The organism is Streptomyces sp. NPDC008121 (genome assembly GCF_042957155.1).
Lineage (GTDB): Bacteria > Actinomycetota > Actinomycetes > Streptomycetales > Streptomycetaceae > Streptomyces.
Window position 1 is genome coordinate 67,547 of the sequence record NZ_JBIBHT010000010.1, and the last position, 26,129, is coordinate 93,675.

A 26,129-nucleotide genomic window follows, 5' to 3' on the forward strand; every position below is an offset into this window, starting at 1 on the left:
TTTCGGGCCGTCGGGGCAGAGACCATCCCATCGGCAGACGGGAGAGAGGTCCTCCATGGCCACAGACGTGTCCGAACAGCCCCCACAGCCCGCCCTCAAGCGCGCCATCGGGCCCAAGCTGCTCATCCTGTTCGTCATCGGCGACATCCTCGGCACCGGCATCTACGCCACCACCGGCAAGGTCGCCGGAAAGGTCGGCGGCGCGCTCTGGCTGCCGTTCGCGATCGGCTTCGTCGTCGCGCTGCTCACCGCCGCCTCGTACGTCGAGCTCGTCGGGAAGTACCCGAAGGCCGCCGGAGCCGCGCTCTACACCCAGAAGGCGTTCAAGGTCCCCTTCCTCACCTTCATCATCGCCTTCATGGTGATGTGTTCGGGGCTCTCCTCCGCGAGCGCCGCGGCCCGCGCCTTCAGCGGTGACTACTTCCTGGAGTTCACGGACGCGATCCCGCCCACGCTCATCGCGATCGTCTTCATCGTGGCCCTCGCCTGCCTCGCGCTGCGCGGGGTGTCGGAGTCCGTGAAGACCAACGTCGTCCTCACGCTCGTCGAGCTGACCGGACTCCTGATCATCCTCGCCATCGGCGCCTGGGCCGTCCTGTCGGGCGACGGGGAGCCGTCCCGGCTCACCGAGTTCGAGGCCTCCGGCGGCGGCTACGCCCTGCTGACCAGCGTGCTGGGCGCCACCGCGCTCGGCTTCTTCGCCTTCGTCGGCTTCGAGGACTCCGTCAACATGGCCGAGGAGACCCAGGATCCGGTCCGGACCTTCCCCCGGGCCATCTTCGTCGGCGTCGCCGTCACCGGCACCATCTACGTCCTGGTCGCCCTGGTCTCCTCGCTCCTCGTCGACCACGAGACGCTGGCGAAGTCGAGCGGACCGCTCCTGGAGGTCGTGAAGGCCGGCGGGGTCGATTTCCCGCCGAAACTCTTCGCGCTGATCGCCCTGTTCGCGGTCACCAACTCCGCGCTCATCAACATCATGATGGCCTCCCGGCTCTGCTACGGCCTCGCCAACGAACGGGTCCTGCCCCGGGTGATGGGCAAGGTCCTGAAGCACCGGCGGACGCCCCTCAGCGGCATCGTCTTCGTCACCCTCCTCGCCATCGGCCTGGTCTCCACGGGCGAGATCGAGGGACTCGGCGACACCACGGCCTTCCTCCTGCTGTGCGTCTTCGCGGTGGTCAACATCGCCGTTCTCGTGCTGCGCAAGGACCGGGTGGAGCATGCTCACTTCCGTACGCCGACGGCGCTGCCGGTGCTCGGCGCGATCACCTCGGTCATCCTGGCCAGTCCGCTCGCGGAGCGGTCGGCCGACGTGTACATCCGGGCGGGCGTGCTGGTGGCGATCGGCATCGGGCTGTGGGGAGTGAACAAGCTGGTGCTGAAGGTCCGGCGGGAGGACTGACACCGGCGGCCGGGCAGCGGACGCGGACGGCACGGCACCGGCGCGGACGGCGGGAACGGTCGGGACCGGGGCGCGGAGGGACGCAACGACAGAAGCGTCCCGAAGTGACGGCATGTTCCGATGGAAAATGCCAGAACGCCTGACCGGGCCCCGCGACGTTCAGTAACGTCACCGTCACTGCCGTACGTCCGCACGCCGCATCGGGAGGGGAGTCCGCGTGCCCGGAATCGACGAGTGCCTGCTGGAGGCCATGAGCCTGCCGGGCGCCCGAGGCGCCTCGCTGGTCGACTGGACCAGTGGCCTCGCGCTCGGCACGGCGGGCGACTCGCCGGTCGGCGACCACGAGACGACCGCCGCCGAGACGGCCGAACTGGCGCGCGCGGCGGCCGAGTACGACTCCTTCGCGAGCGCTCCCCCGGCGGCCGACGGCGCGGCCGCGGGCAGGTCCGCGGACGGCGCCCCCGAGGCGAAGGGCCCGCCCGTCGAGGACCTGATCGTCACCACCCGCGCCGGCTACCACGTCCTCCGCTTCGTCGAGACCTCCTTCGACAGCAGCGTCTTCCTCCACCTGTGGCTCGACCGCGACACCGGCAACCTGGCCCTCGCCCGGATCCGGCTGCGCGACCTCGCCGAGAGGCTGGTCCTGGGATGACCGTCTCCCCGATGCTGACCCGCCTCGCCTCCGAACGCGCCACCGGCGCCCTGCTGCGCGACCACGGCACGCTCTACCTCGTCGACGGCCGGGTCGTGCACGCCGAGAGCCCCGCCGCGCCCGGCCTCGACGTACTGCTGAGCGCGGCCGGCCGGCTCCCGCGCGAGGGCTGGGACGAGGCCGTGGACCGGGCCGGCGCCCGGCACCAGGTGGGCCGGTTCCTCGTCGACAGCGGCCGGCTGGGCGACGGCGAGCTGGAGATCTGCCACCTGGGCGCCGTCTTCGACGCCGCGTTCTTCGTCCTCGCGCCCGGCAGCGGTCCGACCCGCTTCCGGTACGGGGTGGCGCACTGGTTCGGCACGGTCCGGCCGGTCTCCGCCGAGGCCGTGGAGCGCGAGACCGTACGCCGCCGTGAACTCCTGGACAGTGTCTGGCCGTACGCCGCCGTCGACACCTGCCCGGTCGTTCCGCGGGCCGCCTCCCCCGGCCAGACGGTGAGCCCGCGCCAGCGGGCCCTGCTGGCCGCCGCCGACGGGGCGCGCACCCCGGCGGAGATCGCCCGGGTGCTCGGACGCCCGGCGTTCCACACCCTGCTCGACGTCCGGCGCCTCGCCGCGGCCGGTCTCGTCGAGACCCCCCTCGAATCCCCGACGGCCGTCCCGCCCACCGTCCCGTCCTGGGTCGGCGAACTGGCGGCCGACCCCGACATCGCCCTGCTGCGCCGGCTTCGTGACGCCTTGGAGGCAAGCCTGTGATGAGGCGTGCCCTGCGCATGCGCGCCGAGAGGAGACAGCTGATGACGGCAGAAGCCGAGGTGCTCGGCGAGCTGAGACGGCTGCGGGCCCGGCTGCCCCAGCTGACCGGCGCGCTGGCCGCCAGCGCCGACGGCCTGGTGCTGGCGCAGGACACCGTCGACACGGAGGCCGAGGGGGTGGCGGCGCTGACCGCGGCCGCCCTCGGCGTCGCGCAGCGGCTCACCGACTCCACGGGCCAGGGCGCGTTCCGCGAACTGCTCGTCCGGGGCGAACGCGGCTACGTCGCCACGTACGCGGCGGGCGGGTCGGCCGTCCTCACGCTGCTCGCCGAGCCCCGGATCAACGTGGGCCGGCTCCATCTGGAGGCCCGGCGCTCGAGCTCCCGGATAGGCGAGCTCGTCGACGGGGCGCTGGAGCGCAAGGACCTGAACTGAGCAAACCCTCTCAGCACCGTCCGGATCGGAACGACCCGGGCCGGATATCCGCAGTCCCTCACGCATACGCAAAGGAACCGATACCCATGGCGAACACCGAGACCGCTCTCAAGGAAGCCGCGTCCATCGAAGGTGCGATCGGCGCCGCGCTGGTCGACTACACCAGCGGCATGGCGCTCGGCACGATCGGCGGCGGCAAGGAGCTCGACCTCACGGTGGCCGCGGCCGGGAACACGGACGTGGTCCGGGCCAAGGTCAGGACGATGGAGATGCTGGGTCTCCAGGAGGACATCGAGGACATCCTGATCACGCTCGGCACGCAGTACCACCTGATCCGGCTGCTGAAGGGGCGCGGGGCCAACGGCCTGTTCCTCTATCTGGCGCTGAGCAAGGACCGGGCCAATCTGGCGATGGCCCGCCACCAGCTGCGCAAGATCGAGCTCGAGCTGGAGATCTGACCGGCTCACTCGACGAAGAGGCCGCGGACGACCGCCTTCGTGTCGAACTCCTCCAGGCGCGCCTGGGCGTCGGGCAGTTCGTCCGCCATCGCCTCCAGGAGCACCCGGCCCAGCAGCATCGGGGCGCACGCCGTGTCGAAGGCGAGGCCGGTGCCGACGGCGGCCGGGATGAGCAGGTCGCTGTGGGCGGCGACGGGTGCGAACGCGGACTCGGCGACGGTCACGACGGTCAGCCCGGCGGCCCGCGCGTACTCGAGGGTCTCCACGACCTCGCGGGGGTGGCGGGGCAGCGCGAAGCAGAGCAGGGCCGTGGCCCCGGCCCGTACGGCCGCGTCGATGCGGTCGGTGAGCATCGAGCCGCCCTCGTCGAGGAGGCGGACGTCCGGGTGGACCTTGGCGGCGAAGTACGCGAAGCCCCGGGCCTGCGAGGAGGCGGCGCGCAGCCCGAGCACCGGCAGCGGCCGGGAGGCGGCGAGGAGCCCTCCGGCGCGGGCGACGGGGGCGGGGTCGGCGAGCAGGTCGGCGAGGTGGCGCAGGTTCTCGATCTCGCCGAGGACGGCCTGCTGGTACTCGTTGTGCTCGCTGCGCTCCCCGGCGGTCCGCTCGGCGGGCGCGACCTCGCGCAGGTGGCGGCGGAGCGCCGGGTAGCCGTCGAAGCCGAGGGCGACGGCGAAGCGGGTGACGGAGGGCTGGCTGACGCCGGCGAGTTCGGCGAGTTCGACGCTGGACAGGAACGGCACGTCGGCGGCCCGCCGCACCATGCAGTGTGCGATGCGCCGCTGGGTGGGTGTCAGCCGGTGCCCTTCGAAGAGCGCCTGCAGCCGTCCGGCCGGGCTGTCGCTCACGCCGTCCCCCTTCCGATTATTCATTCACCCCGAACTCTGCATGAGGATATGCAGGAGGGCAAGAAAAGACGGGGGCTGGCCCCACTGACCTCGCGCCGGCGGGTCCGTACGGTGGCGGGCATGAATACCCGCGACCCTGAGCTCAAGAACGAGCTGGACGCCACGTTGCACGCCCGCCGGGAGTTGGGCGCCGAGTACGAGGCGGCCCTCATCGAGTCTTTCCTCGGCAAGGTGGAGGAGAGTCTGGACGCCACGATCGACCGCCAGGTGCGGCGCCGGCTGGCCGAACAGCGGACGGAGTCCGTCCGCGGGGGCCGGGCGCCGGCGGCGGGGGTGGAGGGCTTCGGCGAGAGGTTCGGTTTCGGGATCATCTCCCTGATCGTCGCGGTCCCTCTGTCGGCGATCGCCGCGCACCAGGCGCAGCTGGAGGGCCTGATCGTGACGTGGCTCGGCATCGTGGGCGTGAACTTCGTCCACGCCTTCCGCGGCCGCCTGCCCCGCCGCACCGGCGACAGGACCCCGGACGCCTTCTAGGGCATACGTACGCCTAGGGGGCCCCGGGCGAGTGAGCCGAAGGGCGCCGCGGGCGTCGAAAGGGAGAACGCGCACAGGCCGCGAGGAACGAGCGGCCGAGCACGATCGACCGTCGACGCACGCACAAAGGCGCCCGGAGGCGAACCGAACCCAAAAAAGGGGCGAGTGAGCCGAAGGGCGCGCGGCTGTCGAAAGGGAGAACGCGCGCAGCCCGCGAGGTACGAGCGGGCGAGCACGATCGACCGTCGACAGTCGCACAGAGCGCCCGGAGGCGAACCGAGCCCTCTAAAAAATAAGGCGGGGACCGCCGCACCCCCGTGAAACGGGGGGCGGGACGACGGCGGTCCCCGCGAGGGGCGCGGGTCCGGGTCAGGGCCGGGGTCCGCGTCCGCGGCGTGCGGAGGAGGTCCGGGAGCCGCTCCGTAGTCCTTGACGCCGACAAGGACTACTGTGCCGGGGGCGTGTTAAGCGGGTGCTGCGGCGACGTGTCGCGCTCGTACCGTTTGCGCGAACGTCCGAGCGGCCAGCTCACGGCCTACTTGGCGACGTGCTTGACCCCTCCGCCGGCGAGGAAGGCGAGGAGGTCCTGGCGGCTGACGACGCCGGTGGGCTTGCCTTCGACCAGCACGATCGCGGCGTCGGCCTTGCCGAGGACGGACATGAGGTCGGCGACGGGCTCGCCGGAGCCGACCTGCGGCAGCGGCGGGCTCATGTGGCGCTCCAGCGGGTCCTCGAGGGAGGCGCGCTTGGTGAAGAGGGCGTCGAGGAGTTCGCGTTCGACGACGGAGCCGACGACTTCGGCGGCCATGACGTCGGGGTGGCCGGCGCCGGGCTTGACGATGGGCATCTGGGAGACGCCGTACTCCCGCAGGACTTCGATGGCCTGGCCGACCGTCTCCTCGGGGTGCATGTGGACGAGGGAGGGCAGGCCGCCCTCCTTGTGCCGGAGGACGTCGGCGACGGTGGCGGACTCGGTGTCCTCCAGGAAGCCGTAGTCGGCCATCCACTCGTCGTTGAAGATCTTGGAGAGGTAGCCGCGGCCGGAGTCCGGGAGGATGACGACGACGATGTCGTCGGGGCCGAGCTCGCGGGCGACCTCGAGCGCGGCGACGACCGCCATGCCGCAGGAGCCGCCGACGAGGAGGCCTTCCTCCTTGGCGAGGCGGCGGGTCATCTGGAAGGAGTCCTTGTCGGAGACGGCGACGATGCGGTCGGTGCCGTCGCGGTCGTAGGCGCTGGGCCAGAAGTCCTCGCCGACGCCTTCGACGAGGTAGGGGCGGCCGGAGCCGCCGGAGTAGACCGAGCCTTCGGGGTCGGCGCCGATGATCCGGACGGAGCCGCCGCTGACCTCCTTGAGGTATTTGCCGGTGCCGGAGATGGTGCCGCCGGTGCCGATGCCGGCGACGAAGTGGGTGATCTTCCCGTCCGTCTGCTCCCAGAGCTCGGGGCCGGTGGTCTCGTAGTGCGAACGGGGGTTGTTCGGGTTCGAGTACTGGTCGGGCTTCCAGGCGCCGGGGGTCTCCCTGACGAGCCGGTCCGAGACGTTGTAGTACGAGTCGGGGTGCTCGGGGTCGACGGCGGTGGGGCAGACGACGACTTCGGCGCCGTACGCCCGCAGTACGTTGATCTTGTCAGTGGACACCTTGTCGGGGCAGACGAAGATGCACTTGTAGCCCTTCTGCTGGGCCACGATCGCGAGGCCGACGCCGGTGTTGCCGGACGTGGGTTCGACGATCGTCCCGCCGGGCTTGAGAGCACCACTCTCCTCGGCGGCTTCGATCATGCGGACCGCGATGCGGTCCTTGACCGAGCCGCCGGGGTTGAAGTACTCGACCTTGGCCAGGACGGTCGCCTGGATGCCGGCCGTGACGTTGTTGAGCTTCACCAGCGGGGTGTTGCCGACGAGGCTGATCATCGAGTCGTGGAATTGCACCGTAATCTCCGGGGTCTCCGTAATGGTGCGGCAAGCGTATGCGTAGTCGGAGCGTGTTACGGGGCAGTTAGACCCTGAACGGCTTGAAGGAGGTGACTGCCCCCATGTCGAGGGCGAGGGTGGCACGGCGGATCGCGGCGGGCGCCGCGTACGGCGGTGGGAGCATCGGGCTGCTCGGTGTGGCGGCGGTGGGGGTGCTCCTGGCCGAGGTGCAGCTGGCGAAGAGGTCGGTCGGGGGCGGGGTGGCGCCGCTGCCACCGGCGACGGAGGGCCTGTACGGGCGTTCGTTCGTGGCCTCGGACCCGGCGTCCTCCCCTCTGCGGATGGCCCTTCTGGGTGATTCGACGGCGGCGGGTCAGGGGGTGCGCCGGTCCGGGCAGACTCCGGGGGCGTTGCTGGCGTCGGGGCTCGCGGCGGTGGCGGAGCGTCCGGTGGATCTGCGGAACGTGGCGCTGCCGGGGGCGCGGTCGGACGATCTCGAACGGCAGGTGTCGTTGCTGCTGTCGGCGGCGGCGGGGCCGCCGGACGTGTGCGTGATCATGATCGGTGCGAACGATGTGACGCATCGGATGCCGCCGACAGAGTCGGTGCGGCATCTGGCGGCGGCCGTGCGGCGGCTGCGGACGGCCGGGGCCGAGGTGGTGGTGGGGACCTGTCCGGATCTGGGGACGATCGAGCCGGTGTACCAGCCGTTGCGCTGGCTGGCCCGGCGGGTGTCGCGCCAGCTGGCGGCGGCGCAGACGATCGTGGTGGTGGAGCAGGGCGGGCGGACGGTGTCGCTGGGCGATCTGCTGGGTCCGGAGTTCGCGGCGAATCCGCGGGAGATGTTCGGGGTGGACAACTTCCACCCGTCGGCGGAGGGGTACGCGACGGCGGCGATGGCGGTCCTGCCGACGCTGTGTGCGGCGCTCGGCGTGTGGCCGGAAACCGACCGTCTGGAGCCGGACCGTCACGAGAACATGCTGCCGGTGGCGAAGGCGGCGGCGGAGGCGGTCAGGGAGGCCGGTACGGAGGTCACGGGGGCGCGGGCGCCCTGGGCACTGCTCAAGCACCGCCGTCGGCGGCGGCTGCCGGAGACCGCGACGCCGGAGCCGGAGCCGTCCTCGGAGGACGCGCGTCGGCCATGACCGGAGCGGGGGCGGCGGGGTGGCGGGGTGGCCGGTTCGCGGCGGCCGGGGGCCCGCTCGGCCGGGGCGTCCGGGCCCCGGCGCCGCCCCTCGCCTTCACCCCGCCCCGGCCTTGACTGAGCGCTCGCTTAGAAAAGAGGCCCGCATCACACGGCCAGGCCGGTGACCAACGCGGTACGTACGGGTAACTTCCCCTTCAGTCCTGCCGTACCGCACCCGCACCCTCCCTGGAGCCGTGATGCCCGAAGCCGTCATCGTCTCGACCGCCCGCTCCCCGATCGGCCGGGCCTTCAAGGGCTCCCTGAAGGACCTGCGTCCCGACGACCTGACCGCGACCATCGTCCAGGCCGCCCTGGCGAAGGTTCCCGAGCTCGACCCGCGGGACATCGACGACCTGATGCTCGGCTGCGGCCTGCCGGGCGGCGAGCAGGGCAACAACCTGGGCCGGATCGTCGCCGTCCAGATGGGGATGGACCACCTTCCCGGCTGTACGGTCACCCGCTACTGCTCCTCCTCGCTGCAGACCTCCCGTATGGCGCTGCACGCCATCAAGGCCGGCGAGGGCGACGTCTTCATCTCGGCGGGCGTCGAGATGGTGTCGCGCTTCGTGAAGGGCAACTCCGACTCGCTGCCGGACACGCACAACCCGCTCTTCGCCGACGCCGAGGCCCGTACGGCCGCCGTGGCCGCCTCGGAGGGTTCCAGCTGGCACGACCCGCGCGAGGACGGCCTGGTCCCGGACGCGTACATCGCGATGGGCCAGACCGCGGAGAACCTGGCCCGGCTCAAGGGCATCAGCCGCCAGGAGATGGACGAGTTCGGCGTACGGTCGCAGAACCTGGCCGAGCAGGCCATCAAGAACGGTTTCTGGGAGCGGGAGATCACTCCGGTGACGACCCCGGACGGCACGGTCGTCTCGGCGGACGACGGCCCGCGCGCCGGCGTCACCCTGGAGGGCGTGCAGGGCCTGAAGCCGGTCTTCCGCCCCGACGGCCTGGTCACCGCCGCCAACTGCTGCCCGCTGAACGACGGCGCCGCCGCGCTGGTGATCATGTCGGACACGAAGGCCCGCGAGCTGGGTCTGACGCCGCTCGCCCGGATCGTCTCGACCGGCGTCTCGGGCCTCTCCCCCGAGATCATGGGCCTCGGCCCGGTCGAGGCCTCCAAGCAGGCCCTCAAGCGCGCCGGCCTGACGGTGGGCGACATCGACCTGGCGGAGATCAACGAGGCTTTCGCCGCGCAGGTGATCCCGTCGTACCAGGACCTGGGTCTGGATCTGGACAAGGTGAACGTCAACGGCGGCGCGATCGCCGTCGGCCACCCCTTCGGCATGACCGGCGCGCGCATCACGGGCACGCTGATCAACAGCCTGCAGTTCCACGACAAGCAGTTCGGCCTGGAGACGATGTGCGTGGGCGGCGGCCAGGGCATGGCGATGGTCATCGAGCGGCTGAGCTGAGCCGGAGCGGAGGGTAGGGGTCGCCTGAGGAACGAAGGCGGCACCTGCCCGCAGCCGTGGCGAAGCGAAGCGCGACCAACAAAGCGAGCGGCTGAGCTGAGCCCCTAGCGCGAGGGCCGGTCGGGGCAGCGCTCCCATGGCCTTTCGGTGCGGGTCCCAACCGTGCCGCGTCCCAGCCGTGACCGAATCTCCCCCAGGATGTGACCTACGTCCCGGGGGAGAGTCGTTCCCGCAGGTCACAACGGTCCCGGGACTAAACACCGGGCACAAATACCTGTCCATTTCGTGACGTAATGCACTGACAGGACGCGCACTCCCACGCCAAGCTGAGGTAGGAAGTCGGGGGATCGACTCGAATCGGGAGTACGTCAGTGAGCGCCATGTCTCTTGCCCTGCTGGTGACCACGGCCGCCGCCACGGCCGTGGGCGCCGCCGCCCTGCACGCCGCCCATGGTCTCCGTAAGCAGGTCGCCGCTCTGCGTAGCGAACTGACCACCGCGCACGGGGTGTCCGTCCCGCATGCCCGCCAGTCGCCCGCCTCCGAGATACGCGAGGCGGTCGCCGAGGCGCTCGCCGAGGAGCGGGAGCGGGAGCTCGCGGAGGCGCGCGCCTTCTGGGCCGCGCAGGAGGCCCGTGACGCGGCCGACGCCCCCTCCCTGCTGGGCGGTCTGTCCGGCTCCGTGGAGGACAGCCCCTTCTACGTCCCGCGCCAGAGCGACTTCGTGGGCCTGGAGGCGATGGCCATGGAGGCCATGGAGGCCGAGGCCGCGGCGCTGGACGGCGCCGGCGCCGAGAGCGTCCTGGAGGAGTTCCCGGAGCTGAACGAGTACGCCGAGGACTCCCCGGAGCTGGCCGCCGCCCGCCGCCGCCACCCTTCGCACCCGGACTTCGTGCCGGTGCAGACGCCGGTCGTGACCGACCACGAGCGCACGGTGTCGCGTCTGGAGAAGCTCGCCGACACGGCCACGGCCCTGACCGACGTGCGGCCCGGCCCGCTCGGCACGCTCGACGTGTACGTGTTCGCCGACGGCACCACGCTCTGCATGACCCCTGGTCACCGCGAGACGGCGGAACGCCTCGCCGAGGCGCTGCGCGCGGGCCACACGCCCGTCCTGCTGGGCGGTTCGGGCGTCTCGGGCGCGTACGCCCTGACGTTCTCCTGCGGCGACGAGACGGACGACAACGTCTACATCCTGGCGGACCGCGTCATCGCCTCGCTCTGATTCGCTCCGACCGCTCCGCCGCTCTGCCGCTCTGCCGCTCTGACCCACGGGGCCCTTCCCCGGGCCCCCGAGCCCCGTCCGGGCCCTGACCCTCGGGCCCGACGCCCCTCGCATCCTGCGGGCTTTCGGCGGGCTTGCGGCGGCCTCTCAGAGCCCCGCCCGCCGCGTCGCCTCGCGTACAAGATCCACGGCCTCGCCCAGGTCCCCTTCGAGGGCACCGTCCGGGGCCGTCCGCAGAACTTCCGCCAGATCGTTCCCCGCGACCACGAGTTGGTCCGCCACGGTGAAGACCCCCGCGTCCGGCATGACCCGCTCGGTGGCCCCGGGCTCCTCGATCCGCTGGGCGCGCCGCGCCAATTCCCTGGCCAGCGCCAGTCCTTCGGCGGCGGCCCCGCGCTGGAGGCGGCTCTGCGGGGCGGCCCGCAGCCGGTCGGCGAAGCGCTCGACGGCGGCGCTCAGTTCACTCGTATCACGCACTCCGCGACCCTACGCGCCCTCCGGGGACTGTTGCCAACGAGCCTTCGCTCAGGCACGGTGGCGGGAAGGAGCACACGGCAACACGCGTCCGGAGGCGCCGATGTCCCACGTCTTCTCCGAAGAGACCCATCGCAATCTGCTCGCCCGCATCCCGCACTGCACCGGTCGTGAGGTGTCCGACTGGCTTCGCGCCGTAGAGGAAGGCCCCTCCCTCGTCCGTTTCGAGGAGAAGGTCAGCTGGCTCCGGGGCGAACACGACCTCGCGTACAGCCACGCGAAGGCCATCATCCATGAGTACGACCTCCGACGGGCGGCCCGCAGACTGCTCTGACGCCCCCTCCCGCCGCCGCGGCGAGCCCGCGGAACCCGCGCACCGGAAGCGCACCGGAACGGACCCCGCGAACCGGAAGCGGAAGCGGAAGCGGAGGCGCACGACACAGCGAAAGGGCCCGCCCGGCAGTCGCCGGACGGGCCCTTCGTCATGCGGTCACGCTGTCACGCGGTTCCGGGCGTACCCGGCCGACGTGTCAGTCGTCGCCCTGGAGGATCGACAGCACACGCAGCATCTCCAGGTAGATCCACACCAGGGTCATGGTGAGGCCGAAGGCCGCCAGCCAGGACTCCTCGCGCGGGGCGCCGTACGTCACGCCGTCCTCGACCTGCTTGAAGTCGAGGGCGAGGAAGCAGGCGCCGAGGATGATGCCGATGACGCCGAACAGGATGCCGAGGCCGCCGCTGCGGAAGCCCAGGCCGTCACCGCCGCCGAAGACGGCGAACAGGAGGTTCACCGCCATCAGCAGCATGAAGCCGATGGCGGCCGCGATCACGAAGCCGTAGAAGCGGCGGGTGACGCGGATCCAGCGCATCTTGTAGGCGATCAGCACACCGGCGAAGACCGCCATCGTGCCCAGGACCGCCTGGACCACCACACCCGGGGAGATGTAGGTGGAGACGGCGCTGGAGATCACGCCGAGGAAGACGCCCTCGAAGGCGGCGTACGCCAGGATCAGGGCCGGCGAGGCCTTGCGCTTGAAGGACTGCACCATCGCCAGGACGAAGGCCACCAGGGCCGCGCCGATGGCGATGCCGTAGGACGTGCCGATGTTCGCCGAGTCGACGGGCAGCAGGACCCACGACAGGACGGCGGTCAGCACGACCGTGCCGAGCGTCATGGCCGTACGGCTCACGACGTCGTCGATCGTCATCACGTCGCCGCGGGTCTGCGGCGGGGCGCCGAGCTGGGCGCTCGGGTCGGTGGCGTAGGGGTTGGTCGCGTACGGGTTCGCGGCGCCTTCGGCGTACGGGTTCGTTCCGACGGCGGGGCCCCCGGCCTGCGGCTGCTGCGCGTTGAAGCCGGCGTAGCCGTTGTCGCGGCTGAACCCCCGTCGCGAGAAGACCGGGTTGCTGCTCCTCATCTCACTCCTCCATGGCCGCACTGCGCGGCCTTGCGTCAAGAGTAATGCGGAAGCAAAAGAATCTCCCTCGTGCTGGGGGAGGATCTTTCCAGGATCGTCGAAAGGGCCCGTCGGCCGCCACCGGGCGGGATACGGGGAGCTGTGCCCGGAACCGGACTCGAACCGGTACGGCCCGAAGGCCAGCGAGGTTTAAGCTCGCCGTGTCTGCATTCCACCATCCGGGCATGGCGGGCGGCTCCGCGTTGGCACATGAGCCTATCGGGACGCGTCCCTCGTTCAGCGGAACGGCAACCCGATGTTGTCTTATTTTATTGACGCCTGAGGGTGCGTCAGTGCAGGTCGGGGCCTTTCTGACGAAGTGTGACGGGGCTCGCAGGCGCAAAGGCGCACACTCGGGAATGACGGAAAGTCGCCGCCCGGTGACGGATTCCCCCGCGGGGTACCGGGCCTCTGGGGCTCCGGCGGGCTTCTCAGGGGCGCCGTCATACCTCAGGAGGAGGGGCGGGCCGCCCGGTCCGACTCGAGACTGCCCCGGGAACGGGCATGTGGGCGGACGACCGGGGCCGTAACGCTCGACACGATGGAGAGGTTCCCGAACGTCCCGCAGTGACAGGAGTCTCCCTCGTGACCACCACCCCCACCGTGTCCCGCGCCACCGCGGTGGCAGCCCGCGCCACGGAGCTCTCGAAGGTCTACGGGCAGGGCGAGACCCAGGTGGTCGCCCTGGACCGGGTCACCGTGGACTTCCGGCAGGGAGAGTTCACCGCGATCATGGGCCCCTCCGGCTCCGGCAAGTCGACCCTGATGCACTGCGTCGCCGGTCTCGACTCCTTCAGCTCCGGCTCCGTCCGGCTCGGCGAGACGGAGCTCGGCACTCTGAAGGACAAGCAGCTCACGCAGCTGCGCCGGGACAAGATCGGCTTCATCTTCCAGGCGTTCAACCTGCTGCCGACGCTGACGGCGATGGAGAACATCACGCTGCCGATGGACATCGCGGGCCGCAAGCCCGACAAGCAGTGGGTGGAGCGGGTCATCGACATGATCGGCCTGTCCGGCCGGCTCGGCCACCGGCCCACGCAGCTCTCCGGCGGCCAGCAGCAGCGCGTCGCCGTGGCGCGCGCCCTCGCCTCCCGCCCCGAGATCATCTTCGGTGACGAGCCGACCGGAAACCTGGACTCCCGCTCCGGCGCGGAGGTGCTGGGCTTCCTGCGCAATTCCGTACGGGAGCTGGGGCAGACGGTCGTCATGGTGACGCACGACCCGGTGGCCGCCTCCTACGCGGACCGGGTGATCTTCCTCGCGGACGGCCGGATCGTCGACGAGATGATCAGCCCGACGGCGGACGGCGTGCTCGACCGGATGAAGGCGTTCGACGCCAAGGGCCGCACGAGCTGACCCACCCCCGGGGCTCCGCCCCGGTCCGCGGCCCTTCGACGTTCCGCCCCCGGCAGGGGGCTCTCCACTCCAGGACACACCCATGCTCCGTACCGCCTTGCGCAACGTGCTCGCGCACAAGGCCAGGCTGCTGATGACCGTGCTCGCCGTCATGCTCGGCGTCGCCTTCGTCTCCGGCACCCTGGTCTTCACCGACACCCTCTCCCAGGCCTTCCGCAGCCAGTCGGCCAAGAGCTACGACGACGTCGCCGTCGCCGTCAGCATGTATCCGCGGCCCGAGGAGGCCGCGAAGACGCCGGGCCTCTCCGAGGACGTCCTCGACCGCCTCGGCAAGCTCGACGGCGTCGCCGGCGTCACCGGCCGGGTCGACGGCTTCGCCGGCGTGCCCGACAAGGACGGCAAGCTGATCGGCGTCGGCTGGTCCAACAAGGGCACCAACTTCGCCCCCGGCTCCGACGGCAAGGACCGGTCGTACGCCTTCGTCCAGGGCGCGGGCCCGGTGGAGGACGGCCAGGTCGCGCTCGACAAGGACACCGCCGACAAGGGCGGCTACCAGGTCGGCGACCGCGTCCGCGTCGCGACCAACGGCCCGGTGAAGGAGTACACCCTCTCCGGTGTCTTCACCACCGAGGACGGCGCGGTCAGCGCCGGCGGCAGCCTGGTCCTCTTCGACACCTCCGTCGCGCAGCAGCAGTACCTGAAGGCGGGCTTCTACCGGGACGCGACCGTCGTCGCCACGCCCGGCACGGACGCCGACAAGCTCCTGGACGAGGTCCTGAAGGTGGTCCCGAAGGCGGCCACCGCCCAGACCGGCAAGGCGCTCGCCGACGAGCAGGCCCGGGAGATCGAGGCGGGGCTCGGAGCGCTCAACCAGGTGCTGCTCGGCTTCGCCGGCATCGCGCTCTTCGTCGGTGTCTTCCTGATCTCCAACACCTTCACCATGCTGGTCGCCCAGCGCACCAGGGAACTCGCGCTGATGCGCGCCGTCGGCGCCTCGCGCAAGCAGATCACCCGTTCCGTGCTGGCGGAGGCCGGTCTGGTCGGCCTGGTCGCCTCCGTCGTCGGTTACGGCCTGGGCGTGGCCCTGGCGGTCGGTCTGCGGTCGGGCATGAACGCCTTCGACATGAAGGTGCCGGGCGGCCCGCTGGTCCTCGGCAGCACCCCGGTCATCGCCGCGCTCTCCGTCGGCGTCCTGATCACCATGCTCGCCGCCTGGCTGCCCGGCCGCCGCGCCGCGAAGATCCCGCCGGTCGCCGCGATGAGCAGCGTCCACGCCGCCGCGACGACCAAGTCGCTCGTGGTCCGCAACTCCATCGGCGCCGCGCTCACCGCGCTCGGCGCGATCATGATCGTGCTCGGTGCCGGCAAGGGCGGCGACGACGGCCGGATGCTCATCGCGGGCGGCGCCTTCGTCACCCTCGTCGGTGTGATCGTGCTGATCCCGCTGCTCTCCCGCCCGGTGATCGCCGTGATCCGTCCGCTCTTCGTGGGCGTCTTCGGGGTCGCCGGCAAGCTGGCCGGTCTCAACGCGGTCCGCAACCCGCGCCGTACCGGCGCCACCGCCTCCGCGCTCGCCATCGGTCTGACCCTGGTCACCGGCCTGTCCGTGCTCGGTACGACGGTGGGTGCGGCGCTGGACAAGATGACGACGGACCAGATCCGCGCCGACTACATGATCTCGATGGCCAGCGGCGACGGCATGAACAAGGACGCGCTCGCCGCGATCGAGAAGACCCCGGGCGCGACCGCGGTCTCGCCGCAGCTGGCCGGCTGGCTCACGCTGAAGGGCAAGGACGTCTCGGCCTCCGGTGTCACCCCCGGCGACATCGAGAAGCTGATCAAGCTCGACACCGTGCAGGGCTCGCTGGGCTCGCTGGGCCAGGGGCGGATCGCGATCGCCGAGAAGACGGCGGCCAAGCAGGGCTGGAAGGTCGGCGACACGCTCCCGGTCGAGTACGGCGACAAGCAGAAGAACAGGCTGACGGTCGGCGCGATCTTCGAGGACAGCGAGTTCGTCTCGCCGGTCGTGATCGACGCGAAGCTCCTCATCGCCCACGAGCAGCAGTCCTACATCCCGCAGATCTTCGTCTCGATGGACGGCGGCGCGTCCGCGGCCAACGAGAAGGCGCTCGTGGAGGCGATGGGCGACAACCCGGCCGTCACCGTCATGGACCAGAAGGACATCCGTGACCTGTTCGGCGGCCAGATCAACCTGCTCCTGAACATCATGTACGGGCTGCTGGCGATGGCGCTGATCATCGCGGTGCTCGGTGTCGTGAACACCCTGGCCATGTCGGTGTTCGAGCGGCAGCAGGAGATCGGCATGCTGCGGGCGATCGGTCTTGACCGGCGCCGGGTGAAGCGGATGGTCCGGCTGGAGGCGGTGGTCATCTCGCTCTTCGGCGCGGTGGTCGGCATCGGTCTCGGCTCCTTCCTCGGCTGGGCGATCGGCGAGACCATGCGGGAGAGCCTGCCGGGCTACGCGCTGGTGCTGCCGTGGGACCGGATCGGTGTCTTCCTCGTCCTCGCCGGTCTGGTGGGCGTGCTGGCCTCGCTGTGGCCGGCCCGCAGCGCGGCGCGGCTGAACATGCTGACCGCGATCAAGACCGAGTAGCGGCGGCACGGACCGCGCGCGGACGGCGAAGGCCGGACACCTCCGAGGTGTCCGGCCTTCGCCGCGTCCGCGTCCTGCCGGTGCGTCAGCTTCCCGCGCAGTAGCTCATCAGGTGGTCGTGGTCGGCCTTGAACTGGTCGTACAGCGTCGCGTCGTCGATCTTCAGCAGCGTCTCGTCGTTGGCCCGCAGCGCCGGGTAGGTGTAGTTGTGGCTGCCGGTGAAGACCAGCTTCCGGTCGGCGACGCCGTTGTACGTGCCCTCCACGAGCAGGTACTTGGAGTGGAGCCCGACCTTGACGAGGCCGGGCCCGCGGTCCTCCTGGCACTCCACGCGCTGGGTGAGCTTGCCGGAGATGGTGTTCTCGACGCCGTCGTTCATGGCGTCGGGCGCGCCGTCGTGGGCGAGGGTCACCGAGCAGCCGGCGTTCTTCAGGGCGACGAGCTTGGCGGCGACCTCGACACGGGTGAAGAGGTTGGCGGCCATCCGCACCCGGGTGCCGCCGGCGCAGCCGACGTTGTCCAGGATCAGCTTGACGGTGTCGGTGGAGGCGTCCTTGTCGAAGGTGGTGCCGGCGGCTTCCTTGCGGGGGAAGAAGTACGCCTTGTACGGGCTGCTCTCGGGGGTCTTGTAGTAGTGGCTCAGGCCGGTGGCGGAGGTGCCGTAGGTGAGGAGGTCGGCCCAGTAGGCGCGGTAGATCGCGTAGAGGCCGCTGTCGACGATGGTGACGGCGTTGTTGAAGAGGTCGGTGCGCTGGAGGTTGGTCATGTTGGCCGAGGTCTGCACCACGACGTCGTTCGCTCCTCCGGTGGAGGAGAAGAGGAAGAACTTGTTGTGGTTGATGGCGCCGTCGGGGTCGGTGGGCAGCTTGCGGGTGCCGATGCAGCCGCGGCCCTTGGGGCAGGCGAAGACCCAGGAGCTCTGGGTGCGGTCGGTGCCGAGGCGGGCGGCGAGGCGGGTGTACTCGCCGCCGTCCGTGGTGACGGAGGCGTGGTCCAGGATCACCTTGACGGCGACGCCGCGGGTCTTGGCGGCGGCGAGCGCGTCGGTGACCGTGTCCTCGGTGAAGGTGTAGAGGCCGGCGGTGATGGCGGAGCCGGCGGGGGCCTGGTCGATCAGCCCGATGATGTGGTCCCGGATGCGGCTCTGCGCGGCGCTGTCCCCGGCCGGGTCGTTGAAGGTGGCGGTGGTGGTCACGGCCTCTGCGGCGGTGGCGGCGGCCGGGGCCGCGGCCGGCGGGGCCGCGTTGCCGGGGAGGGCCGCGGTGGCCAGGAGGCCGGCGGTGGCGGCCAGGGTGAGCAGCAGACGGGTCGGGCGGTGCACGGTGGGTTCCCCCTCGAACCTGAACGGCGCATGTCCGGCATACCTCGGTATGCGGCATATGCATGACAATGCGGACGCGGAAGAGAAGGGCGCCGGTTCGCACCGGCGCCCTCGTCCGAGCCCGAAGTCCCGAACGTATCAACGCTGGAGCGGCTCGTTCCACACGCGCGGCCGCAGAGCCACCCCGGACGTCCCCTCCTCCGGCGTCTTCACCGCGAGGAACTGGTTGACGCCGATCCGGTTGCGCTCGAAGGAGACCGCCGAGGCCGCCATGTACAGCCGCCAGACTCTCGCCCGGCCCGGCGAGACCATCCGCACGGCCTCGGCCCACCGGCTCTCCAGATTGGCCACCCAGCGGCGCAGCGTCAGGGCGTAATGCTCGCGGATGGCCTCCACGTCCCGCACCTCGAAGCCGGCGTCCTCCAGCGTGGCGAGCGTGCGGCCCATCGGCGCCAGCTCCCCGTCCGGGAAGACGTACGCGTCGATGAACGGGTCGATCTCGTAGGTGCCTTCGTCGGGGGTGGGGCGGCGGGAGATCTGGTGGTTGAGCAGCCGGCCCCCCGGCTTGAGGAGCGCGTACAGCGTGTCGGCGTACTCGCGGTAGCGGACCTCGCCGACGTGCTCGGCCATGCCGATCGACGAAATGGCGTCGTACGGCCCGTCCCTGACGTCGCGGTAGTCCTGCACCCGGATCTCGATCCGGTCGGTGAGGCCCTCCTCGGCGATCCGCTTGCGGGCGTGGACGGCCTGCTCGCGGGAGAGGGTGATGCCGACGACCCGGACGCCGTACTCACGGGCGGCGTGGATGGCCATGGACCCCCAGCCGCAGCCGACGTCGAGGAGCCGGTCGCCCTCGGTCAGGCGCAGCTTGCGGGCGATGAGGTCGAGCTTGTCGCGCTGCGCCTCCTCCAGCGTGCCGGCCTCGGTCCAGTAGGCGCAGGAGTAGACCATCGAGGGCCCGAGGACCAGGGCGTAGAAGTCGTTGCCCACGTCGTAGTGGTGCCCGATCGCCTGCCGGTCGCGGAGCTTGGTGTGCAGGGCGCCGCTGCGGCGGCGCACCTCCTCGGCGGGTGGCGCGGGAGGCGGAAATGGGCCCGCCAGCTTCAGCAGCGCCCCGGCCGCGGCCCGGAGCCGGGGGTCACGTACGGCCTCCAGGGCGCTCCTGGTCTCCTCCGAGCGCTCCCAGACGAGCCCGGCGAGCCGGTCCAGGACGTCGTACAGGTCGCCCTCGACGTCGATCTCGCCGGACACCCAGGCGCGGGCCAGGCCCAGTTCGCCGGGTTTCCAGAGCAGCCGGCGCAGGGCCCGGCGCTCGCGGACGATCAGGACGGGGCCGTCGGCGGGTCCGGCTTCGCTGCCGTCCCAGGCGCGCAGGCGCACCGGGAGCGGGGCTCCCAGCAGATCCTCGGCGAGAGTGGTCAGCCGCGATGCGGCGTCGGCCATGGTGCACACCTCCGTGATGTCGTGCCCCAGAAATGTTCGTCACCACGTAAACACCGTCCGTAGGCGAAACCAGTCCCGCCGTGGCACAACGACTCGGTAAAACAGCCGAAGGGCCGTCCGCACCACGGATGGCGGACGGCCCTTTCGGGTACTGCGGGGCACTGCGGGCGCGGCGGCGGCCTATGAGAGGGGCCGCTCGTCGTGCCGGTGGGGCGCGAGCCGGGTCAGGAGGCCTTGGCCTTCTCCTGGGCCGGCGCGGCGACGGGCGCCGGAGCCGGCTTGGCCGCCTCGTAGAACTCCTCGCGCGGCGTCTCCATCGCACCGAGGGAGACGACCTCGCGCTTGAGGAACATCGCGAGGGTCCAGTCGGCGAAGACGCGGATCTTACGGTTCCACGTCGGCACGGCCATGCCGTGGTAGCCACGGTGCATGTACCAGGCGAGACGGCCCTTGAGCTTGATCTTCGCCTTGCCCATGACGATCATCGCGACGCCCTTGTGGAGGCCGAGGCCCGCCACCGCACCCTTGTTGGAGTGCTCGTACGTCTTCTGCGGGAAGCCCCGCATGCCCGAGACCACGTTGTCGCCGAGGACCTTCGCCTGGCGCAGCGCGTGCTGGGCGTTCGGCGGGCACCAGGCGTTCTCGACGCCGGCCTTGCGGGAGGCGACGTCCGGGACCTGGGCGTTGTCGCCGGCGGCCCAGATGTAGTCGGTGCCCTGGACCTGGAGCTTCTCGGAGGTGTCCACGTGGCCGCGCGGGCCGAGCGGGAGACCGAAGCGGGCGAGCGCCGGGTTCGGCTTCACGCCGGCGGTCCAGACGATCGTGTTGGAGTCGACCTCGAGGCCGTTCTTCAGCACGACGTGGCCGTCGACGCAGGAGTCCATCGACGTCGAGAGGTAGATCTCGACACCGCGGCCCTCGAGGTGCTCCTTGCCCCAGCGGCCCAGCTCCGGGCCGACCTCGGGAAGGATCTTGTCGGCGGCGTCGACCAGGATGAAGCGCATGTCCTCGCGCTTCACGTTGGTGTAGTACTTCGCCGCGTCGCGGGCCATGTCCTCGACCTCGCCGATGGTCTCCGCGCCGGCGAAGCCGCCGCCCACGAAGACGAAGGTCAGCGCCTTGCGGCGGACGTCCTCGTCGGTCGTCGAGTCGGCCTTGTCCAGCTGCTCCAGGACGTGGTTGCGCAGGCCGATGGCCTCCTCCACGCCCTTCATGCCGATGCCCTGCTCGGCCAGGCCGGGGATCGGGAACGTGCGGGAGACCGCGCCCATCGCGATGACCAGGTAGTCGAAGGGCAGCTCGTAGGCCTCGCCGACGAGCGGCGCGACCGTGGCGACCTTGCGGTCCTGATCGATGGTGGTGACGCGGCCGGTGAGCACCTCGGCTCCGCGCACGACGCGTCGCAGGGGGACGACGACGTGCCTCGGCGAGATGCTGCCTGCGGCGGCTTCGGGGAGGAAGGGCTGGTACGTCATGTACGAGCGCGGGTCGACGACCGTGACGGTCGCCTCGCCGTAACGCATCTTCTTGAGAATGCGTCGAGCTGCGTACAGGCCTACGTACCCACCGCCTACTACGAGGATCCTGGGACGCTCCGTGGTGCTCATGCCATCGAGTATCCACCCCTCCGAGGGGGGTCGCTCGTGCGCCCCTTCACAAGCTCTTCCGGTACCTCTGCTACACTGCGCGGCCCACGTGACCCAGGTCATGGTGCTGCAAAGGAACCACCGGGTATCGGCGGGCGTTGTTCACCCCTGTTGAACTGGCCTGGAGAGCTGTCGTTAACCCTGAACCGGGTGGTGCGTTCACACGATGGAAACAGAGTGCGAACGGGGTCCTCGACCTACGAAAGCGCCCCGGTGGGGGCCTCGGAGGCCCTGATGGCCCTCCCTGACCCCCCTCGGGGCGCTTTTCCTTGTGAAGAACTTCACGAACTTTCTCGGCGGCTCCCGGCGGGGACCCCCGAAGGCTGTCCGTTATGCCACGGACAGGGCGATTCCGTCGAGGATGTCGTGCTCGCTGACGACTACCTCCGCGGCGCCCGTGCGCTCCATGATCTCCAGCAGCACCAGGGCCCCGACGGCGATGACGTCGACCCGTCCCGGGTGGATGACGGGGATCGCCGCCCGCTCGTCGTGGCCGGCCGCCAGCAGTCGGCCGGTCACCTCGGCGACCTGGTCGCGGGAGATCCGGGAGTGGTGGATCGCGGTGGAGTCGTACTCCGTCAGACCGAGCGCGATGGCCGCGACCGTCGTCACGGATCCGGCGAGCCCGACGAGCGTCCCGGCCTCCGCGATCGGCACCGTCCCCGCGGCCAGGTCGAGCGCGGCCCGGACGTCGGCCCGCACCGCCTCGATCTCGGCGGGGGCCGGCGGGTCGCTGCGCACGTGCCGCTCCGTCAGCCGGACGCAGCCGATGTCGACGGAGCGGGCCGCCTCGACGTGACGGTCGCCGACGACGAACTCGGTGGAGCCGCCGCCGATGTCCACCACCAGACAGCGGCCGGCGCCGGGCAGCTCGGAGGTGGCACCGGTGAAGGAGAACTCGGCCTCCTGGTCGCCGCTGATCACCTCGGGCCGGACGCCCAGGATCTCGATCACGCCGTCGACGAACGCGTCGCGGTTCTCGGCGTCCCGCGAGGCGGAGGTGGCCACGAACCGGAGCTTGTGCGCGCCCAGCTCCGCGATGACGGCGGCGTACTCCCGGCAGGCGGCGAAGGTGCGCTCCAGGGCCTCGGGGGCCAGCCGCCCCGTCCGGTCGACGCCCTGGCCGAGCCGGACGATCGTCATCCGCCGGTCGAGCTCGGTCAGCTCGCCGGTGCCGGGGTCGACGTCGGCGACGAGGAGACGGATGGAGTTGGTGCCGCAGTCGATGGCGGCGACCCGGGTCGCGCCGGTCACGCCGTCCCCTCCTTCTTCTCCTCGTCCTTCTCCCCGCACGGGGTGACGCAGGGGCCCTTGGCCCACCACTCCGGCAGCATCGCGATCGCCTCGTCGCCGAACGGGTTGACCCCCGGTCCGGCGGCCAGCGAGTGGCCGACCAGGACGTGCAGGCACTTCACCCGGTCCGGCATGCCGCCGGCGCTCGGGAAGCCCTCCAGGACCTCGATCGCGTCCCGGCGGGCGATGTAGTCCTCGTGCGCGGCCCGGTAGGCGGCGGCCAGCTCCGGATCGGTGGAGAGCCGGGCCTGCATCTCCTTCATGACCCCGTTCGCCTCCAGGGTGCCGATGGCGGAGGCGGCGCGGGGGCAGGTCAGGTAGTACGTGGTGGGGAAGGGGGTGCCGTCCGGGAGCCGCGGCGCGGTCTCGACGACGTCCGGGTTGCCGCACGGGCAGCGGTGCGCGATGGCGCGCAGCCCGCGGGGCGGGCGGCCGAGCTGCGCCTCGAATGCGGCGACGTCCGCCTCGGTCGGCTCGGTGCGTGCGGTCTGCGGAGGGGGCGTTTCCATGCCTGCGTCTGTCTTCTCGTCGGTGGGCGGTGCGGGGCGTGTTGCCGTCACACCATCATCTCGCGCCCGCGTGTTCACGGGGCGCGTCGGCGCGGTCGACGCCGTCCCAGAGGTTGGAGTACCACGGGCGGTCGGCCGCCCCCTGCTCGGCGCGGCGGGCGCGCTCCGCCTCGGGGTCGTTCACGGTGAAACCGGTCTCGCCGGGGAGGACGTAGTGCAAATGCTCGCGGGCGAGGCGGCGGACGTACGCCGGGTCCTGGAGCCGTGCCTTCTCGTCCCGCAGCTCCTCGACCCGGGCCGCGGCCTCGGCGGCCTGGCGCTCCTGCTCGGCGATCTCGCCCTGCTGGGAGACGTACTGCCGCATGGGATAGGCGAGCGCCACGACCAGCGAGCAGACGATCAGGGCGAGGAAGGCCGCGCGGCCGGTGAGCCGGGAGCGGCGGGCCTGACGGCGGGTCTGGGAGCGGTAGACACGGGCGGCGGTCTGCTCCCCGAGCAGCCTGATCCGGGTCGCGGTCGAGAAGCGGTCCCGGTTCTTCGCGGCCATGTCGTGTCGCCTCCCCTGTCCGTTCCCTCACGCGCGTACGTCCCCGCACACGGTACGGGACCGGGTGCGGGGACGTACGGAAGCTACCTGCGGGAGGTCGTTCAGCCCTTGAAGCGGGGGAACGCGCTGCGGCCGGCGTAGACCGCGGCGTCGTCGAGGATCTCCTCGATGCGCAGCAGCTGGTTGTACTTGGCGACGCGCTCGGAGCGGGCCGGGGCACCGGTCTTGATCTGGCCGCAGTTGGTGGCGACGGCGAGGTCGGCGATGGTGACGTCCTCGGTCTCGCCGGAGCGGTGGGACATCATGCACTTGAAGCCGTTGCGCTGGGCCAGCTCGACGGCGTCCAGGGTCTCGGTCAGCGAACCGATCTGGTTGACCTTCACCAGGAGGGCGTTGGCGGACGCCTCCTCGATGCCGCGGGCCAGGCGCTCCGGGTTGGTGACGAAGAGGTCGTCGCCGACGAGCTGCACCTTGGCGCCGAGCTTCTCGGTGATGACCTTCCAGCCGGCCCAGTCGTCCTCGAACAGCGGGTCCTCGATGGAGACCAGCGGGTAGGAGGCGACGAGCTCCTCGTAGTACTCGGTCATCTCGGCGGCCGAGCGGGACTTGCCCTCGAACTCGTACGAGCCGTCCTTGTAGAACTCGGAGGCGGCGCAGTCGAGCGCGAGCGCGATGTCCTTGCCCGGGACGTAACCGGCCTGCTTGATGGCCTCGAGGATGAGGTCGAGCGCGGCGCGGTTGGAGTCCAGGTTCGGGGCGAAGCCGCCCTCGTCGCCCAGGCCGGTGGAGAGGCCCTTGGTCTTCAGGACGGACTTGAGGGTGTGGTAGACCTCCGTGCCCCAGCGCAGCGCCTCGGAGAAGGACTCCGCGCCGATCGGGGCGATCATGAACTCCTGGATGTCCACGTTGGAGTCGGCGTGCGAGCCGCCGTTCAGGATGTTCATCATCGGAACGGGCAGCAGGTGCGCGTTCGGGCCGCCGAGGTAGCGGAAGAGCGGCAGGTCCGACGCCTCGGAGGCGGCGTGCGCGACGGCGAGGGAGACACCGAGGATGGCGTTGGCGCCGAGCGAGGACTTGTCCGGGGTGGCGTCCAGGTCGAACATCGCCTGGTCGATCAGGCGCTGCTCGGTGGCGTCGTAGCCGACGAGCTCCGGGCCGATCTGCTCGATGACGGCGAGGACGGCCTTCTCGACACCCTTGCCCTGGTAGCGGTTCGGGTCACCGTCGCGAAGCTCGAGGGCCTCGAACGCACCGGTGGAGGCGCCGGACGGAACAGCAGCACGGCCGGTGCTGCCGTCGTCGAGGCCGACCTCGACCTCGACCGTGGGGTTGCCTCGGGAGTCCAGGATTTCCCGGGCTACGACGACGTCGATGGACGGCACGAGCATCTCCTTCTGGGATGTGAAGCTAGATGTGAAGCATGCGGCGCAGGGTCTCTTTGGCCTTGCGGCAAGAGCCTAACCGGCTCCGGGGCTCCCGTCGGCCGGGCGCCCGCCCGCTGGGACGAAAAAGGACCCGGGGGCATGCATATGGGGCCAAAGGCCCTCAGATCTACTCGGCGGTAACCACGGGTGGGGCCCGGACGCGCGGAACCCCGGCCCGCAGCGCTCGGGGGAAGGGCGCTGCGGACCGGGGTGGTCACCGCGGGAGGGTCGTGGGGCCCGTGCGAGCCGCCGGACGCGCACGGGCCGCCGGGCTCACTTCAGGTGGAGCTGCTGGCCCGGGTAGATCAGGTCGGCGTCGTCGACGATGTCCTTGTTGAGCTCGAAGAGCTTCGCCCAGCCGCCCTTGACGTCGTGGGCGGCGGCGATCGTGCTCAGGGTGTCGTCGGCCTTGACCTTGTACTCGCCGTCACCCTTCTCGACCTTCTTGCCGGTGGGGGTGGTGACGGTCTTCTTCGGCGCGGCCTTCTTCTCGGCCTTCGGCGCGGTGCGCTTCTCGCTGCGGGTCGTCGGCTGCTCTGCCTTGCGCTCCGGCGCGGGGGCGGCCTGCTCGGCGGAGCCGCCGTCGTACGAGGCGCCGGAGAGGCCCACGCCGCAGCTCGGCCAGGCACCCTTGCCCTGGCCGGCCAGGACCTTCTCGGCGACCTGGATCTGCTGCGACTTGGAGGCCTGGTCGGCGGAGGCGGCGTACGCGGTGCCGCCGTAGGCGGCCCAGGTGGAGGCCGAGAACTGCAGGCCGCCGTAGTAGCCGTTGCCGGTGTTGATGGACCAGTTGCCGCCGGACTCGCACTGGGCGACGGCGTCCCACTCGGAGGACGTGGCGGCGGAGGCGGAGCCCGCGGTCATCAGCGGGGCGGCGACGGCGACACCGGCGACGCCGACGAGCGCGACGGCGCGGGTGGCCTTGGAAGCGCGACGGTGCTTGCCCTTACCCGAAAGCAGCATGGAGTTCTCCTCACCGACGCCTGCGAGGTGAGCTGTCGGGTTCGGACCAAGTGAGTTGTCCGGCCGCGTGACCAGCACGCGGCTCCACCCCAAGCCGGTGTTCCGGCCGTCTCTCAACGGCCGGGACCGGCGCTTACCTTGGGTCCCCCGCTCCTGCCTACGGCGCTTGCGCGACGACTGTTCCCATCGACCGACGGCAGGATTCGGCGTTCCCGGTCGACGGGGCCCGCGGTGGCGAGCGGTGTCGACCGTAAACACAG

Annotated in this window: 24 protein-coding genes, 1 tRNA gene and 1 riboswitch; of the genes, 12 read left to right on the forward strand and 13 right to left on the reverse strand. The window is 71.1% G+C overall.

The annotated features are described in order from the left end of the window. The first annotated feature begins 55 nt into the window (after positions 1-55). From ACFZBD_RS29685 to ACFZBD_RS29705, 5 genes are all read left to right on the forward strand, one after another. Positions 56-1,402 carry an amino acid permease gene (locus tag ACFZBD_RS29685; RefSeq protein ID WP_391145499.1) on the forward strand — a complete coding sequence of 449 codons (1,347 nt, stop codon included), beginning with the start codon at positions 56-58 and terminating at the stop codon, positions 1,400-1,402. Between the two features lie 217 nt (positions 1,403-1,619). Continuing rightward, a complete protein-coding gene (locus ACFZBD_RS29690; protein WP_391145502.1) occupies positions 1,620-2,054 on the forward strand; it encodes a hypothetical protein in 435 nt (144 codons plus the stop codon). Next, on the forward strand, positions 2,051-2,809 hold the full coding sequence (locus tag ACFZBD_RS29695; protein ID WP_391145505.1) for a transcriptional regulator: 759 nt from the start codon (positions 2,051-2,053) through the stop codon (positions 2,807-2,809). Before ACFZBD_RS29690 ends, ACFZBD_RS29695 begins: the two co-directional genes overlap by 4 nt. Continuing rightward, positions 2,809-3,243: a roadblock/LC7 domain-containing protein gene (locus ACFZBD_RS29700; protein ID WP_391145508.1), complete on the forward strand. Its 435-nt coding sequence runs from the start codon at positions 2,809-2,811 to the stop codon at positions 3,241-3,243. Before ACFZBD_RS29695 ends, ACFZBD_RS29700 begins: the two co-directional genes overlap by 1 nt. Positions 3,244-3,329: 86 nt before the next feature. Then, the gene (locus ACFZBD_RS29705) at positions 3,330-3,701 is read left to right on the forward strand and encodes a hypothetical protein (protein WP_391145510.1); all 372 of its coding nucleotides are present in this window, start codon (positions 3,330-3,332) and stop codon (positions 3,699-3,701) included. Positions 3,702-3,706: 5 nt separating this feature from the next. Here ACFZBD_RS29705 and ACFZBD_RS29710 read toward each other — a convergent pair whose 3' ends face one another. Further along, entirely contained in the window at positions 3,707-4,570 is an 864-nt protein-coding gene (locus tag ACFZBD_RS29710; protein ID WP_391145513.1) for a MurR/RpiR family transcriptional regulator, read from the reverse strand. A gap of 96 nt (positions 4,571-4,666) precedes the next feature. Here ACFZBD_RS29710 and ACFZBD_RS29715 point away from each other — a divergent pair, with 96 nt between their 5' ends. After that, positions 4,667-5,080 (forward strand): hypothetical protein, encoded by a 414-nt coding sequence (locus tag ACFZBD_RS29715; RefSeq protein WP_391145515.1) that lies wholly within the window; start codon positions 4,667-4,669, stop codon positions 5,078-5,080. Positions 5,081-5,615: 535 nt separating this feature from the next. Here the strand turns inward: ACFZBD_RS29715 and ACFZBD_RS29720 are convergent. Beyond that, entirely contained in the window at positions 5,616-7,013 is a 1,398-nt protein-coding gene (locus ACFZBD_RS29720; protein ID WP_391145517.1) for a cystathionine beta-synthase, read from the reverse strand. A 104-nt stretch (positions 7,014-7,117) separates the two neighbouring features. On the opposite strand from ACFZBD_RS29720, the gene ACFZBD_RS29725 reads away from it, so the two are divergent. From ACFZBD_RS29725 to ACFZBD_RS29735, 3 genes are all read left to right on the forward strand, one after another. Beyond that, positions 7,118-8,140 (forward strand): GDSL-type esterase/lipase family protein, encoded by a 1,023-nt coding sequence (locus ACFZBD_RS29725; protein ID WP_391145520.1) that lies wholly within the window; start codon positions 7,118-7,120, stop codon positions 8,138-8,140. Between the two features lie 238 nt (positions 8,141-8,378). Then, on the forward strand, positions 8,379-9,599 hold the full coding sequence (locus ACFZBD_RS29730; RefSeq protein ID WP_391145523.1) for an acetyl-CoA C-acetyltransferase: 1,221 nt from the start codon (positions 8,379-8,381) through the stop codon (positions 9,597-9,599). Positions 9,600-9,979: 380 nt separating this feature from the next. Next, complete coding sequence (locus ACFZBD_RS29735; RefSeq protein WP_391145526.1) at positions 9,980-10,822, forward strand: hypothetical protein; 843 nt, start codon at positions 9,980-9,982, stop codon at positions 10,820-10,822. Between the two features lie 147 nt (positions 10,823-10,969). On the opposite strand, the gene ACFZBD_RS29740 is transcribed toward ACFZBD_RS29735, so the two are convergent. Beyond that, entirely contained in the window at positions 10,970-11,299 is a 330-nt protein-coding gene (locus tag ACFZBD_RS29740; protein WP_391145528.1) for a hypothetical protein, read from the reverse strand. Between the two features lie 100 nt (positions 11,300-11,399). On the opposite strand from ACFZBD_RS29740, the gene ACFZBD_RS29745 reads away from it, so the two are divergent. Beyond that, positions 11,400-11,630, forward strand: coding sequence for a DUF4287 domain-containing protein (locus tag ACFZBD_RS29745; protein ID WP_365715911.1), 231 nt, complete (start codon positions 11,400-11,402; stop codon positions 11,628-11,630). A gap of 196 nt (positions 11,631-11,826) precedes the next feature. On the opposite strand, the gene ACFZBD_RS29750 is transcribed toward ACFZBD_RS29745, so the two are convergent. After that, positions 11,827-12,714 (reverse strand): Bax inhibitor-1/YccA family protein, encoded by an 888-nt coding sequence (locus ACFZBD_RS29750; protein ID WP_391145531.1) that lies wholly within the window; start codon positions 12,712-12,714, stop codon positions 11,827-11,829. Positions 12,715-12,856: 142 nt separating this feature from the next. Beyond that, positions 12,857-12,938, reverse strand: a tRNA-Leu gene (locus ACFZBD_RS29755). Between the two features lie 400 nt (positions 12,939-13,338). Between ACFZBD_RS29755 and ACFZBD_RS29760 the strand changes: the two genes are divergently transcribed. After that, entirely contained in the window at positions 13,339-14,109 is a 771-nt protein-coding gene (locus ACFZBD_RS29760) for an ATP-binding cassette domain-containing protein (RefSeq protein ID WP_391145534.1), read from the forward strand. A gap of 82 nt (positions 14,110-14,191) precedes the next feature. Next, positions 14,192-16,723: an FtsX-like permease family protein gene (locus ACFZBD_RS29765; protein WP_391145536.1), complete on the forward strand. Its 2,532-nt coding sequence runs from the start codon at positions 14,192-14,194 to the stop codon at positions 16,721-16,723. A gap of 85 nt (positions 16,724-16,808) precedes the next feature. Here ACFZBD_RS29765 and ACFZBD_RS29770 read toward each other — a convergent pair whose 3' ends face one another. The 8 genes from ACFZBD_RS29770 to ACFZBD_RS29805 form a co-directional block, all read right to left on the reverse strand. Continuing rightward, positions 16,809-18,044, reverse strand: a complete 1,236-nt coding sequence (locus ACFZBD_RS29770) for a phospholipase D-like domain-containing protein (protein WP_391145538.1) — start codon at positions 18,042-18,044, stop codon at positions 16,809-16,811. Positions 18,045-18,182: 138 nt separating this feature from the next. After that, positions 18,183-19,487, reverse strand: coding sequence for a class I SAM-dependent methyltransferase (locus ACFZBD_RS29775; RefSeq protein ID WP_391145539.1), 1,305 nt, complete (start codon positions 19,485-19,487; stop codon positions 18,183-18,185). A 224-nt stretch (positions 19,488-19,711) separates the two neighbouring features. After that, positions 19,712-21,094 carry an FAD-dependent oxidoreductase gene (locus ACFZBD_RS29780; RefSeq protein WP_391145540.1) on the reverse strand — a complete coding sequence of 461 codons (1,383 nt, stop codon included), beginning with the start codon at positions 21,092-21,094 and terminating at the stop codon, positions 19,712-19,714. A gap of 369 nt (positions 21,095-21,463) precedes the next feature. Continuing rightward, a complete protein-coding gene (locus ACFZBD_RS29785) occupies positions 21,464-22,387 on the reverse strand; it encodes an exopolyphosphatase (protein ID WP_391145541.1) in 924 nt (307 codons plus the stop codon). Continuing rightward, positions 22,384-22,935, reverse strand: coding sequence for a DUF501 domain-containing protein (locus ACFZBD_RS29790; protein WP_391145543.1), 552 nt, complete (start codon positions 22,933-22,935; stop codon positions 22,384-22,386). The genes ACFZBD_RS29785 and ACFZBD_RS29790 overlap by 4 nt, the downstream gene beginning before the upstream one ends. 55 nt (positions 22,936-22,990) lie before the next feature. Continuing rightward, the gene (locus ACFZBD_RS29795; protein ID WP_391145545.1) at positions 22,991-23,482 is read right to left on the reverse strand and encodes a septum formation initiator family protein; all 492 of its coding nucleotides are present in this window, start codon (positions 23,480-23,482) and stop codon (positions 22,991-22,993) included. 101 nt (positions 23,483-23,583) lie between these two features. Beyond that, entirely contained in the window at positions 23,584-24,870 is a 1,287-nt protein-coding gene (gene eno / locus ACFZBD_RS29800; RefSeq protein ID WP_365715901.1) for a phosphopyruvate hydratase, read from the reverse strand. 309 nt (positions 24,871-25,179) lie between these two features. Further along, a complete protein-coding gene (locus tag ACFZBD_RS29805; protein ID WP_391145548.1) occupies positions 25,180-25,869 on the reverse strand; it encodes a transglycosylase family protein in 690 nt (229 codons plus the stop codon). Between the two features lie 2 nt (positions 25,870-25,871). Further along, positions 25,872-26,044, reverse strand: a riboswitch (cyclic di-AMP (ydaO/yuaA leader). Positions 26,045-26,129 lie beyond the last annotated feature (85 nt).